The organism is Bacillus cereus group sp. RP29 (assembly GCF_040459765.1).
Classification (GTDB): domain Bacteria; phylum Bacillota; class Bacilli; order Bacillales; family Bacillaceae_G; genus Bacillus_A; species Bacillus_A paranthracis.
The window spans coordinates 3,976,270-3,989,932 of record NZ_JARVHN010000001.1 but is presented as its reverse complement, the minus strand read 5'-3'; the positions used below and the strand labels follow the sequence as shown (position 1 = coordinate 3,989,932).

The window sequence follows — 13,663 nt, the reverse complement described above, 5'->3', positions numbered from 1 at the left end:
AAAATAAGACCATCACGCAGGATGGCCAAAGGAAGGGGACAAATTTATGTCAATTTAATTAGGGATGGAAGTTGTTCAAGACACTGGGGAATGTCTTATAAATTAGGGAGGAACAACTTCGATACATATACTATAAAAGATAGATGTGACCGGGGTGTGAACATAGAGTGAAAGAGAGAGGGAGTTTTAAATAGAAGATAGAAAGACAAAAAATAAGACCATCACATATGATGGCCAAAGGAAGGGGACAATTTATGTCAATTTAATTAGGGATGGAAAGCTGTTCAAAGACACTGGGGAATGTCTTATAAATTAGGGAGGAACAGCTCCGATACATATACTATAAAAGATAGATGTGACCCCTATGTGAACATAGAGTGAAAGGTATGAGGATTTAAGAAATGATACATATAAAATGATTGTTGCGAGAGTTGTAGAGTAAGGATAAATATAATAGAAAGAGTCTTGTCATAAAATGAAGTGAAGTTCGAGTATAAATAAAAGTTGAAAACTATGAAAAAAAGGATTATGCTCAACTATATTATAAGAATATAAGGTTTATCCTGCTATTTAAGGTTTTTTATAAGCCTTTAGTTATGAGGGGCAAAAAGGGAGTTAGTGAATATGGAAGTAACAAAAAGACAAAGACTGTATAATCGTTTTATACGATTAAATCCACCACAAATATTAGCATTAGGTTTTTTCTGCTTAATTGTGGTTGGCGGTTTGTTATTAAAGTTACCATTCGCAACGAAAGTACATATTAGTTGGGTAGATGCTTTCTTTACCGCAACGTCAGCAGCGACTGTAACGGGATTGGGAGTAGTAGATACTGCAAGTACGTTTACAATGTTCGGCGAAATTGTAATTATGTTTTTAATTCAAACAGGCGGTCTAGGTCTTATGACAATTGCCATTTTAATTGTTTGGGTATTAGGTAAAAAAATCGGATTACGTCATCGCTTATTAATTGGAGAGGCATTTAATCAGACAAATATAGGTGGTCTTGTAAAATTAGTAAAACGTGTCTTTATATTTTCAATTTGTATTGAGTTTATTGGAGTCATCTTTTTATCATTTCGTTTTATTCCAGAGTTTGGCTTTGGAAAAGGTGTATACTATAGTATTTTTCACGTAATCGCATCTTATAATAATGCTGGATTTGCTCTATGGCCGGATAATTTAACAAGGTATGTAGGCGATCCGATTATTAATATTGGGATTTGCTCTTTAATCGTAATAGGCGGTCTCGGATTTACCGTACTAATTGATATATGGTATAGCCGGAGTTTTCGAAAACTATCGCTTCATTCCAAAATCATGATTATTGGAACGGTAGCGCTAAATGTGATAGCGATGATTGTGATTTTTGTATTGGAATATAATAATGTGAAGACGTTAGGGAATTTACCGTTAAATGAAAAGTTATGGGCTTCTTTTTTCCAAGGGATTACTCCTCGTACGGCTGGATTTAATACAGTTGACTACGGGGGAATGGAAGAATCATCTATATTATTTACGATGGTTTTAATGTTTATTGGTGCAGGAAGTGTATCAACAGGTGGAGGGATTAAATTAACAACGTTTGTTATTTTAGTTACATCTGTTCTTTCTTTCTTTAGAAAGAAAGAGGAAATCGTATTATTTCAGCGCACAATTAAAATGTCGACAGTAACGAGAGCATTAGCAATTGCCGTTGCTAGTCAAATCCTTATTTTTGCAGCAGTATTTATGTTAATGCTTACAGAAGACTTCAGTTTTATTCAGTTACTATTTGAAACAATTTCAGCGTTTGGAACAGTAGGATTAACGATGGGAATTACTGCAAAGTTATCAGCGTTTGGAAAATGTATGATTATGTTTGTTATGTTTTGTGGATTAATCGGACCGTTAACACTTGTATTTTCTTTAGCGCGACCAGCAAAACAAAAAATTAAATATCCGTCAGAAGATGTATTTACAGGATAAGGTATCCCGCATAAGCGAGATACCTTTTTCTTTTTAAAAGAGGGAGAACAATAAGCCGATAAGCGCTACTCGGAATAAAATTGCAATGAGTGCTGCAATTCCACCGACAATCGCAGCGATACCACCAGTTACAGTAGCTCCGCGGTTATAAGCGTAAATACCTAGTAGTACAGAAACAAGACCGAATAATGTTGGGAAGGTGAAAAGTGATAAGATAGATAAGGCAAGAGCGATAAAGCCAGCCGTTGATCCAGCAGCGGACGATCTTACATCATCTTTATGTTCCTTCTCATCGTAATCATAATCAATGCGCTGTGGTGCAACCTCAGCTGCATATTCTTCTTTATAGTCACTATAATCACTATCTATTCTATCTCTTTTTTTATACTCATCAAATTTCTCAGTCAAAGTCATGACTCCTTTCATAACAAGGTTCAATAGTAGTATGTATCTCTTTTTCCTTTTTATCCGAGTATGTACAGGGAGTAATATCCATTTAAAAGGTGAAGATTGTTTTTTTGAAATAGGAAAAGTTAGTATGACTTCCTCTATTTTGGAAAGTATAAAAAAGAATAATGAGGAAAGGGTGCAATACATAATGGAACATCCAATTGAAAATTTAATGAAAACAGCAATGACAAATTTAAAAGAGATGGTAGATGTAAATACGATTGTTGGAAGTCCAGTTTCAACAGCTGACGGAAATGTAGTATTAACAGTATCTCAAGTGGCCTTTGGTTTTGGAGCTGGAGGAAGTGACTTTAAAGGTGAATTTATTTCTGAAAAACATAATAATGGACAAGGGCAGCATAAAGAGAATAAGCAAAGTCATCCATTTGGAGGCGGAAGTGGGGCTGGGGTTTCTATTAGCCCAGTTGCTTTTTTAGTAGTTGGTTCTAACGGTGTGCAAGTATTGCATCTCAATAGTAGTACACATTTAATTGAAAAAGCTTTAAATACCGTACCAAGCACTGTAGATAAATTTGTAAATGGTCGCTAAAGGTGAACTTGCATTTTTTAGGAATTATGATATATTAGAAAAAGTGCGCTTTAGGATGATCGGAATAATTGAACTGTAAATATATATGATGTGTGGAATAAGGGAGAGGAATTTATGATTAATATCAAAAACTTAGTAGTTGGCTTATGTATGTTAGTAAGCGGTTTTGTTGTATATGTAATAAAAGAAAAAGCTCCATTCTAAAACAGACAAACCGTTATTGTCTGTTTTAAATTTGTGAAAAATGTTGACAAGTTGCTATATTGATGTTAAAATTTTAATTCGTGTCTCGGTTACAGCTAGTGTAAAGTAAATAAATCTTATAAATATAATACGAAAAGTTTGCGAAAGATCGGGTAGTTTTACCAACAACTTTTGTGAACAAACCCTATAAATTATAATTATAGGCTTTATAGGTATACTAGTGAATCAAGGAGCGGTCAGTGGAACCGTAATGATGAGAGAGAGGTAGGGCTTTCATCCAGTATATGTTACTTTCCCGTTAGGTGAATATAAAAAAGAGGACTCCTTTTCAAAAGGGGTCCTCTTTCTTTTTTGTATTGAATTTAAATGCGGCTCTCAACTTGCTGGCAAATTTCATCTGTTGTTAAACCGTGGGCGTTAATTACCGATCCTTTTATTGATGTATCTGCAATACCCATCATATTAGAATCTTGCCCAGTTACAACGCAACAGTCGCATCCTTGTGCGTCATGTTCCGAGTTAATTGTAATGACTTCATGCCCCTGTTGCTGAAGAGCTTGTTGGACATCTGTTAACGAATTTTCAACACCAATTTTAGCCATAATTCTCACCTCCTACCATCTAGTTGTTAGTATGCTCAAGTTCATCGTATATATTTATATAAAGACGGTAGGAAGCATATATTTATCTGTTATTTACGGGTAGTCTGATTAAAGTACGACTTTATTTAGTCGTTATATACACCAGTAAGCATTTGACTTACGAATTGATCGTTTAAAGTATCTTGGGCGGAAGAAGTATTTGAATGAATGTCGATTGAAGCAATGAAATTGTTATATTCTTTATTATTTGGTTCTACCTCTACATAATTATCAAATTTACAAAAACCTTTCGTATCCATTAGATCAAATAGTTGAAGCATCTCTACTACCTCTTGTCTCGTTCCTTTAATTTGTACACACGCCATATTGATTTCCTCCTTCATTTTGACAAATTGTTTTTTAAAAATAGGATTATGATTCCGAAATGAAAAATATGAATGTTATTTTTAGACAGCGTTATTTTTGTTATTTTCCCCCTTTTTCAGCAAAAGTCGTTGTATATTCCCGAATTTATAAAAACGGACGTCCGTTTATTGAATACAATAGATTCGTATCAATTGACGAAAATCCTTCTTTTAAACAAATATTTTTTTAATGGAAATTGACGAAAAAAATTTTTTGACTTTTTGTAAACGTTAACAATGTTGTTAAATCAATATAATTAAAGATGTACGTACGAATAAAAATTATAAATTTTCTAAAAATTCACTTGATTTATTTAGAAAGGAGAGTAAACTAGGAAACAATAAAAAATTCATAGAACATAGGAGGCGCTTTCCAGTGAACGAGCAATGGATTTTCTTAAATGGAGAATTTGTTCCAAAAGACGAGGCAAAAGTATCAGTATATGATCATGGTTATTTATATGGAGATGGAGTATTTGAAGGAATTAGAGTTTATAGCGGTAATGTTTTCCGTTTGAGAGAGCATCTTGTCCGGTTATATGAATCAGCAAAATCCATCATGTTAGAAATTCCATATTCTTTAGATGAAGTAACGAATATTGTTGTTGAGACGATTCGACAAAATAAATTATCTAATGGATACATTCGCCTAGTTGTATCGAGAGGAGCAGGAAATCTTGGGTTAGATCCTGATTCTTGTAAAAAACCGAATGTAGTAGTAATTGCAGAGCAACTATCTTTATTCCCACAAGAATATTATGAAAAAGGGATTCCAGTTGTAACAGTTGCAACGCGCCGAAACCGTCCAGATGTATTGTCGCCTCAAGTAAAATCTTTAAATTACTTAAACAATATTTTAGTTCGCATCGAAGCGAAATTGGCTGGAGTACAAGAAGCGCTTATGTTAAATGATCAAGGATACGTAGCTGAAGGCTCAGGGGATAACGTATTTATTGTAAAAGGAAATAAATTAATTACACCACCAAGTTCTGCTGGAGCGTTAGAAGGCATTACACGAAATGCTATTTTAGAAATTGGTGAAAAACTTGGATATGACGTTAGAGAAGAGTTATTTACAAGACATGACGTATATGTAGCTGATGAAGTATTTTTAACAGGAACAGCAGCGGAAGTAATTGCTGTTACGACAGTAGATGGTAGAACGATTGGTTTAGGGCAAACGGGTCCACATACGAATCGTTTATTAGAAGAATTCCGAAAGTTAGTTATAGAAGATGGAGAGAAAATTTACGAAGAAAATAAAGTTGGATAACAACTTTTTATAACATAAGAAAGCGTTGATAGGGAGGAGTAGTTGATTGTGAAGCCTCACAGAGAGTCGGTGGTTGCTGGAAACCGATGGTTCACGTCGACGAACATCGCCCTTGAGTGCTAAGCTGAAGCATTTGTCTAGGCTTAGACGGTAGCTCCGTTATTAGCTAGACTCATTTTATGGGTCACTGAGGCAAGAGTATTCTTGCAAAGAAGGGTGGTACCGCGAAATCTTTCGTCCCTTCAGCACATAGCTGGAGTGTGGACGTAGGATTTTTTTTATTGATAAAAGTTTTTAAAAGGGGGCTTATAAGAACAATGTCTTCAAAAACGGAAGAGAAACTGGCAACTGGTGCACAGCTATTGTTAGAAGCGCTAGAAAAGGAAGGAGTAGAAGTGATTTTCGGTTATCCTGGTGGTGCTGTTTTACCTCTTTATGATGCACTCTATGACTGTGAAATTCCGCATATTTTAACAAGGCATGAACAAGGTGCTATTCACGCTGCTGAAGGGTATGCCAGAATTACTGGCAATCCAGGGGTTGTCATTGCAACGAGTGGACCAGGTGCTACAAATGTGATTACTGGTCTAGCAGATGCGATGATTGATTCATTGCCACTTGTTGTATTTACAGGGCAAGTAGCAACAACGTTAATTGGAAGTGATGCTTTCCAAGAAGCGGATATTATGGGGCTTACGATGCCAGTGACAAAACATAACTATCAAGTGCGAAAGGCTTCCGATTTACCTCGAATTATTAAAGAGGCATTTCATATTGCTAGAACAGGAAGACCAGGCCCAGTCGTTATTGATCTTCCGAAAGATATGGTAGTAGAGCAAGGCGAACGATGTAGTGATGTGCAAATGGATTTACCAGGATACAACCCTAATTATGAACCGAATCTACTGCAAATAAACAAATTATTACAAGCAATTCAGGTTGCAAACAAGCCATTAATTTTAGCTGGAGCAGGTGTATTGCATGCGAAAGCTTCGAAAGAATTAACAAGTTTTGCTCGTAAATATGAAATTCCTGTTGTGCATACATTACTTGGTCTCGGTGGGTTTCCACCAGATGATGAACTATTTCTAGGGATGGGAGGAATGCATGGTTCTTACACAGCTAATATGGCGTTATATGAATGCGACTTACTCATTAATATAGGCGCTAGATTCGATGATCGTCTTACTGGAAATTTAGCTTATTTTGCGAAAGAGGCGACTGTCGCGCATATCGATATTGATCCAGCAGAAATCGGAAAAAATGTACCGACTGAAATTCCTATTGTTGCAAGTGCTAAGCAAGCGCTCCAAGTATTACTTCAATCAGAAGGAAGGAAAGAAAATCATCATGAGTGGATCTCTTTATTAAAGAATAGAAAAGAAAAGTATCCATTCTCTTATAAACGAAATTCTGAAAGTATTAAGCCTCAATATGCAATTGATATGTTATATGAAATTACGAAGGGAGAAGCGATTGTAACAACAGATGTGGGGCAACATCAAATGTGGGCAGCCCAATATTATCCGCTGAAAACTCCAGATAAATGGGTAACTTCAGGAGGACTAGGAACGATGGGCTTCGGATTTCCAGCAGCAATTGGTGCCCAAATTGCAAAGCCTGATGAATTAGTTATTGCAATTGTTGGTGACGCTGGATTTCAAATGACTCTGCAAGAATTAGGTGTGTTAAAAGAACACTCTTTACCTGTTAAAGTATTTATTTTAAATAATGAAGCTTTAGGAATGGTAAGACAATGGCAAGATGAATTTTATAACAAAAGATATTCGCACTCTTTACTATCGTGTCAACCAGATTTCGTTGCTCTTGCGAATGCGTATGGCATAAAAGGGGTTCGCATAGATGATCCACTTCTTGCGAAGAAACAATTGCAGCATGCAATTCAATTACAAGAGCCAGTTGTAATTGATTGCCGTGTACTTCAATCAGAAAAGGTAATGCCGATGGTTGCGCCAGGGAAAGGTGTTCACCAAATGGAGGGAGTGGAAAAAAGGTGAAGAGAATTGTTACAGCAACAGTTCGAAATCAAAGTGGTGTGTTAAACCGAATTACAGGTGTTATGACACGAAGACATTTTAATATTGAAAGTATTTCAGTAGGTCATACGGAATCATCGGACATATCGCGGATGACGATTGTTGTACACGTTGAAAATGAACAGCAAGTAGAGCAGTTAATTAAACAACTTCATAAGCAAATTGATGTTTTGAAAGTATCAGATATTACAGAAGAAGCGATGATTGCAAGAGAACTCGCACTTATTAAAGTAGCAACATCAGTAGCAAGAGCAGAATTATACAGTTTAATTGAACCGTTTCGAGCCGCTGTAATAGATGTTGGGAAGGATTCCATAGTTGTGCAAGTAACAGGTACGCAGGAAAAAGTAGAAGCATTAATTGAATTACTTCGTCCATACGGTTTGAAAGAAATTGCAAGAACAGGTGTAACAGCCTTTACGCGTAGTATGAAAAAGCAAGATAAGCAAGTAATGTTAATTCAATAATCATTTAAATATAGGGGGAAATGAAAATGGCAAAAGTTTATTATGAAAAAGATGTAACGGTAAATGTATTAAAGGAAAAAAAAGTAGCAATCATTGGATATGGCTCGCAAGGTCATGCACATGCGCAAAATTTACGTGATAACGGATTTGATGTAGTAGTAGGTTTAAGAAAAGGTAAGTCTTGGGATAAAGCGAAAGAAGATGGATTTTCTGTATATACAGTAGCAGAAGCAGCAAAGCAGGCTGATGTAGTAATGATTTTGCTGCCAGATGAACTGCAACCAGAAGTATATGAAGCGGAAATTGCGCCAAATTTACAGGCAGGAAATTCTCTCGTTTTTGCACACGGATTTAATGTTCACTTTGATCAAGTGAAACCACCAGCGAATGTAGATGTATTTCTAGTAGCGCCAAAAGGTCCAGGACATCTTGTACGCCGTACATTTGTTGAAGGCGGAGCTGTTCCTGCATTATTTGCAGTATACCAAGATGCAACAGGAGTTGCGACTGAAAAGGCACTTTCTTATGCTGATGGAATTGGAGCGACGAGAGCTGGTGTATTAGAAACGACATTTAAAGAAGAAACGGAAACAGATTTATTTGGAGAGCAAGCTGTACTTTGCGGCGGAGTAACTGCGCTGGTGAAAGCTGGATTTGAAACGTTAGTTGCTGCCGGATATCAGCCGGAACTTGCATATTTTGAATGTTTACATGAACTGAAACTTATTGTTGACCTTATGTATGAAGGTGGACTCGAAAATATGAGATATTCAGTTTCAGATACAGCGCAGTGGGGCGACTTCGTATCAGGACCACGTGTTGTAACGGAAGATACGAAGAAAGCGATGGGTACAGTACTAGCAGAAATTCAAGATGGTACATTTGCAAGAGGTTGGATTGCAGAGCATAAAGCAGGAAGACCGAATTTCCATGCGACAAATGTGAAAGAGAATGAACACGAAATCGAAGTAGTTGGACGTAAATTACGTGAAATGATGCCTTTCGTACAGCCACGAGTAAAGGTAGGGATGAAATAATATGAAGCAGATTTTGTTCATGGATACGACGCTACGTGATGGCGAACAATCACCAGGAGTGAATTTAAATGAACAAGAGAAATTGCAAATTGCAAGGCAATTAGAAAGACTAGGGATTCATGTTATGGAAGCTGGCTTTGCAGCAGCTTCCGAAGGGGATTTTCAATCGGTAAAACGCATCGCGAATACAATTCAAAATGCTACAGTTATGAGTTTAGCTAGAGCGAAAGAAAGCGACATTCGAAGAGCATATGAAGCTGTGAAAGGTGCGGTATCTCCTCGTTTACACGTATTTTTAGCTACGAGTGATATTCATATGAAATATAAACTTTGTATGTCAAAAGAGGATGTGTTAGATAGTATTCATCGTTCTGTTACACTTGGAAAATCATTATTTCCAACAGTACAATTTTCTGCAGAAGATGCGACAAGAACAGCAAGAGATTTTTTAGCTGAGGCAGTAGAAGTTGCGATTCGTGCAGGAGCCAATGTAATTAACATTCCAGATACAGTTGGATATACGAATCCAGAAGAATATTATTCTCTTTTTAAGTACTTACAAGAATCCGTTCCTTCATATGAAAAAGCAATTTTCTCTTGTCATTGTCACGATGACCTTGGAATGGCTGTAGCAAATTCGTTAGCTGCAGTTGAAGGGGGAGCATTGCAAGTAGAAGGAACAATTAATGGAATTGGAGAGAGAGCAGGGAATGCGGCATTAGAAGAAGTCGCAGTTGCTCTTCATATTAGAAAAGATTTCTATCAAGCAGAGCCTTCTATGACGCTAAAAGAAATTAAAGCGACAAGTACATTAGTAAGCAGATTAACAGGTATGGTTGTACCGAAGAATAAAGCAATCGTGGGAGCGAATGCATTCGCTCATGAATCCGGAATTCATCAAGACGGCGTTCTAAAAGAAGTGACAACGTATGAAATTATTGAACCAGAGTTAGTAGGCGAATCTCAAAACCTATTTGTACTTGGAAAACATTCTGGACGTCACGCGTTTACAGAAAAAATGAAAGAGCTTGGCTATGAATTTACAACGGAAGAACGAGATGCAGTGTTTGAAGCGTTTAAAAAATTAGCTGATCGTAAGAAGGAAATTACGGAGGAAGATTTACGAGCACTTATGCTTGGTGAAGCAGCATTTGCGGCTCAGCAATTTAATATTACGCAACTGCAAGTACATTTCGTATCAAATAGTACACAATGTGCGACAGTTGTACTAAAAGATGAGGAAGGAAATGTATTCGAAGATGCAGCTACTGGCTCTGGTAGTATTGAAGCAATTTATAATGCAATCCAAAGAATTTTAGGATTAGAATGTGAATTGGCGGATTATCGCATACAATCTATTACACAAGGTCAAGATGCACTGGCTCATGTTCATGTTGAATTAAAAGAAGGAACACATCAAGTATCAGGTTTTGGTGTTGCGCAAGACGTATTGGAAGCGTCGGCGAGAGCATATGTCCACGCAGCGGGGAAATTGAAATCTTTTATCCAGCTGGTGAAATAAGTGTTTGATAGGTGAGAGGGGCTATTCTCACCTATCGAATTAAAGTTCTGAAAATTCAGTTAAAAGGAGTGTTGAAATTGGAAAAACGTATCGTTTGTTTAGCTGGTGATGGGGTTGGACCGGAAGTTATGGAAAGTGCGAAGGAAGTATTGCATATGGTAGAAAGGTTATATGGTCATCATTTTCATTTGCAAGATGAGTACTTCGGCGGGAGTGCTATCGATTTAAATGGGCAACCATTACCACAACGAACGCTTGCCGCTTGTTTAGCAAGTGATGCGGTTTTACTAGGAGCAGTTGGTGGACCAAGGTGGGATAGTGCGAAAGAAAGACCAGAGAAAGGATTATTAGCTTTAAGAAAAGGGCTCGGTGTATTTGCGAACGTTCGCCCTGTAACGGTAGAAAGTGCAACGGCACATTTATCGCCATTAAAAAAGGCTGATGAAATTGATTTCGTTGTCGTTCGTGAATTAACAGGTGGGATTTATTTTTCTTATCCGAAAGAACGAACCGACGAAGTAGCAACGGATACACTTACGTATCATCGCCATGAAATTGAACGTATCGTTTCTTATGCTTTTCAATTAGCGAGTAAACGGAAGAAAAAAGTAACATCTATTGATAAGGCGAATGTTTTAGAATCTAGTAAACTATGGAGAACTGTAACAGAAGAAGTAGCACTTCGTTATCCAGATGTTGAACTAGAACATATTTTAGTAGATGCAGCTGCTATGGAGTTAATTCGGAATCCAGGACGGTTTGATGTAATTGTAACAGAAAATTTATTTGGGGATATTTTAAGTGACGAAGCTTCCGTATTAGCTGGATCATTAGGAATGCTTCCGTCAGCAAGTCACGCGGAAAAGGGTCCTTCATTATACGAGCCTATTCACGGATCGGCACCGGATATTGCCGGGAAAAATAAGGCGAATCCAATTGCGATGATGCGCTCTGTTGCCATGATGCTTGGACAATCGTTCGGATTAACGAGAGAAGGGTGTGCAATTGAAGAAGCGATTTCAGCAGTCCTTAAATTAGGAAAATGTACAGCAGATATCGGGGGGACTGAAACGACAACTTCATTTACGAAGGCAGTAATGCAAGAAATGGAAGAGCAAGCGCTAGTAGGGAGAGGAAGATAATGGGGAAAAGGTTGCTAGATAAACTTTGGGAAAGACACGTAGTTGCGACAAATGAAAATGGATTAGATTTATTATATATCGATCTGCACCTTGTTCATGAAGTAACGTCACCGCAAGCCTTTGAAGGCTTGCGGCTTACAAATCGAACGGTACGCAGACCAGATTTAACATTCGCAACGATGGATCATAATATTCCAACGAAAGATGTTTGGAATATTACCGATCGCATTGCGAAGCAGCAATTAGATACACTTCGGGAAAATTGTAAACAATTTCAGGTGCCGTTAGCAGATATCGGAGATGAAGAGCAAGGGATCGTTCATGTTATCGGACCAGAACTTGGGCTCACGCAGCCAGGAAAAACAATTGTTTGTGGTGATAGTCATACAGCAACGCACGGTGCGTTTGGCGCGCTAGCATTTGGTATTGGTACGAGTGAAGTGGAACATGTATTGGCAACGCAAACGTTATGGCAAAGAAAACCGAAAGCGATGGGAATTGAGTTAAAAGGAAAATTACAGAAAGGCGTTTATGCAAAAGATATTATTTTGCATCTCCTTTCAAAGTACGGTGTAGCAGTTGGAACTGGATACGTAATGGAATTTTACGGAGAGACGATTCAGGCTATGGAGATGGAAGAGAGAATGACGCTTTGTAATATGGCGATTGAAGGAGGAGCAAAAGCGGGTATTATCGCGCCGGATGAAAAAACAGTTGCTTATGTAAAAGGACGTAAATATGCACCGAGAGACTATGAAACTTTCGAGAAGAAATGGTTTGAACTGTATACAGATGCAGATGCAATTTATGATTTACATATTTCGATAGATGTTACAGATTTAGCGCCATACGTTACGTGGGGAACGAACCCGAGTATGGGAGTTCGTATTGATGAGAAATTGCCAGAAAAGCATGATGTAAATGACGAAAGAGCATTCTCTTATATGGGATTAAGCCCTGGACAAAGTACGTATGACATTCCAGTTCAGCATGTTTTCATTGGATCTTGTACAAATTCCAGGCTCTCTGATTTAGAAATTGCTGCATCTGTTGTGAAAGGAAGAAAGGTAAAAGAAGGTGTGCGAGCACTCGTTGTACCTGGATCGAAAAGAGTAAGGGACGCGGCGATGCAAAAAGGACTACATCACATATTTGAAGAAGCAGGATTTGAATGGAGAGAACCTGGATGTTCCATGTGTCTTGGAATGAATCCAGATCAAGTACCTGAAGGAGAGCATTGCGCTTCAACTTCAAATCGTAATTTTGAAGGAAGACAAGGAAAAGGAGCACGAACGCATTTAGTTAGCCCAGCAATGGCGGCAGCAGCTGCGTTATATGGTCATTTTGTTGATACAAGAAAGGAGAGTTATGATGGAGCCATTTCGTATTCATAAAGGTACTGCCGCAGTACTTATGAATAATAACATTGATACGGATCAAATTATTCCGAAGCAATATTTAAAGAGAATTGAAAGAACTGGGTTTGGAAAGTTTTTATTTGATGAGTGGCGATATGATAATGAACGACACGAAAACCCTAATTTCCCACTAAATGCACCAGATAGAAAAGGAGCAAGTATATTAATTACAGGTGATAATTTTGGATGTGGTTCTTCAAGAGAACACGCACCGTGGGCACTTGCTGATTATGGTTTCCGCGTAATTATCGCGGGAGGGTTTGCAGATATTTTTTATATGAATTGTATGAAGAACGGTATGTTACCAATTGTAATGGATAAAGAAATGCGAGAAAAGCTTGCCAAAACAGATGCAAGAGAACAAATAGAAGTAGATTTAGAGAATGAAGTAATTACAACAAGTACGCACAGGTTTCATTTTACAATCGAGAAAATGTGGAAAGAGAAATTATTAAATGGTTTAGATGAAATTAGTATTACAATGCAATATGAACAAGAAATAAAAGAGTATGAAAGAAGGATAGCTGTATATTAAAAGATAACGGAATATTTAAAATGTATTTACATTC

Annotated in this window: 14 protein-coding genes and 1 other annotated feature; of the genes, 11 read left to right on the top strand and 3 right to left on the bottom strand. The window is 37.4% G+C overall.

Features of this window, described 5'->3' with window-relative positions; genetic code table 11:
• Positions 1-624 precede the first annotated feature (624 nt).
• Entirely contained in the window at positions 625-1,968 is a 1,344-nt protein-coding gene (locus tag QCI47_RS21090; RefSeq protein ID WP_000454130.1) for a TrkH family potassium uptake protein, read from the top strand.
• A gap of 33 nt (positions 1,969-2,001) precedes the next feature.
• On the opposite strand, the gene QCI47_RS21085 is transcribed toward QCI47_RS21090, so the two are convergent.
• Positions 2,002-2,394, bottom strand: a complete 393-nt coding sequence (locus QCI47_RS21085; protein ID WP_001997037.1) for an imidazole glycerol phosphate synthase — start codon at positions 2,392-2,394, stop codon at positions 2,002-2,004.
• A gap of 112 nt (positions 2,395-2,506) precedes the next feature.
• Here QCI47_RS21085 and ytfJ point away from each other — a divergent pair, with 112 nt between their 5' ends.
• Together ytfJ and QCI47_RS21075 are read left to right on the top strand one after the other, a co-directional pair.
• Complete coding sequence (gene ytfJ / locus QCI47_RS21080) at positions 2,507-2,968, top strand: GerW family sporulation protein (protein ID WP_001997038.1); 462 nt, start codon at positions 2,507-2,509, stop codon at positions 2,966-2,968.
• Positions 2,969-3,082: 114 nt separating this feature from the next.
• A complete protein-coding gene (locus QCI47_RS21075) occupies positions 3,083-3,172 on the top strand; it encodes a hypothetical protein (RefSeq protein ID WP_000608225.1) in 90 nt (29 codons plus the stop codon).
• Between the two features lie 362 nt (positions 3,173-3,534).
• On the opposite strand, the gene QCI47_RS21070 is transcribed toward QCI47_RS21075, so the two are convergent.
• A complete protein-coding gene (locus tag QCI47_RS21070) occupies positions 3,535-3,774 on the bottom strand; it encodes a YkuS family protein (protein WP_001062580.1) in 240 nt (79 codons plus the stop codon).
• A 125-nt stretch (positions 3,775-3,899) separates the two neighbouring features.
• Positions 3,900-4,139, bottom strand: coding sequence for a DUF3911 family protein (locus tag QCI47_RS21065; protein WP_000752508.1), 240 nt, complete (start codon positions 4,137-4,139; stop codon positions 3,900-3,902).
• 415 nt (positions 4,140-4,554) lie between these two features.
• Between QCI47_RS21065 and ilvE the strand changes: the two genes are divergently transcribed.
• From ilvE to leuD, 8 genes are all read left to right on the top strand, one after another.
• A complete protein-coding gene (ilvE, locus tag QCI47_RS21060; RefSeq protein ID WP_001005497.1) occupies positions 4,555-5,451 on the top strand; it encodes a branched-chain-amino-acid transaminase in 897 nt (298 codons plus the stop codon).
• Positions 5,452-5,467: 16 nt separating this feature from the next.
• Positions 5,468-5,696 (top strand) — a binding site (T-box leader).
• 72 nt (positions 5,697-5,768) lie between these two features.
• Positions 5,769-7,469 carry an acetolactate synthase large subunit gene (gene ilvB, locus QCI47_RS21055; RefSeq protein WP_309422147.1) on the top strand — a complete coding sequence of 567 codons (1,701 nt, stop codon included), beginning with the start codon at positions 5,769-5,771 and terminating at the stop codon, positions 7,467-7,469.
• Positions 7,466-7,975: an acetolactate synthase small subunit gene (ilvN, locus tag QCI47_RS21050; protein WP_000822948.1), complete on the top strand. Its 510-nt coding sequence runs from the start codon at positions 7,466-7,468 to the stop codon at positions 7,973-7,975. The genes ilvB and ilvN overlap by 4 nt, the downstream gene beginning before the upstream one ends.
• Before the next feature lie 26 nt (positions 7,976-8,001).
• Complete coding sequence (gene ilvC, locus QCI47_RS21045) at positions 8,002-9,012, top strand: ketol-acid reductoisomerase (RefSeq protein ID WP_074543506.1); 1,011 nt, start codon at positions 8,002-8,004, stop codon at positions 9,010-9,012.
• Between the two features lies 1 nt (position 9,013).
• On the top strand, positions 9,014-10,534 hold the full coding sequence (gene leuA / locus QCI47_RS21040; RefSeq protein ID WP_076867496.1) for a 2-isopropylmalate synthase: 1,521 nt from the start codon (positions 9,014-9,016) through the stop codon (positions 10,532-10,534).
• A 77-nt stretch (positions 10,535-10,611) separates the two neighbouring features.
• Positions 10,612-11,676 carry a 3-isopropylmalate dehydrogenase gene (gene leuB / locus QCI47_RS21035; RefSeq protein WP_000415369.1) on the top strand — a complete coding sequence of 355 codons (1,065 nt, stop codon included), beginning with the start codon at positions 10,612-10,614 and terminating at the stop codon, positions 11,674-11,676.
• On the top strand, positions 11,676-13,070 hold the full coding sequence (gene leuC, locus QCI47_RS21030) for a 3-isopropylmalate dehydratase large subunit (protein WP_073541083.1): 1,395 nt from the start codon (positions 11,676-11,678) through the stop codon (positions 13,068-13,070). The genes leuB and leuC overlap by 1 nt, the downstream gene beginning before the upstream one ends.
• A complete protein-coding gene (gene leuD / locus QCI47_RS21025; protein ID WP_000433210.1) occupies positions 13,048-13,629 on the top strand; it encodes a 3-isopropylmalate dehydratase small subunit in 582 nt (193 codons plus the stop codon). The genes leuC and leuD overlap by 23 nt, the downstream gene beginning before the upstream one ends.
• Positions 13,630-13,663 lie beyond the last annotated feature (34 nt).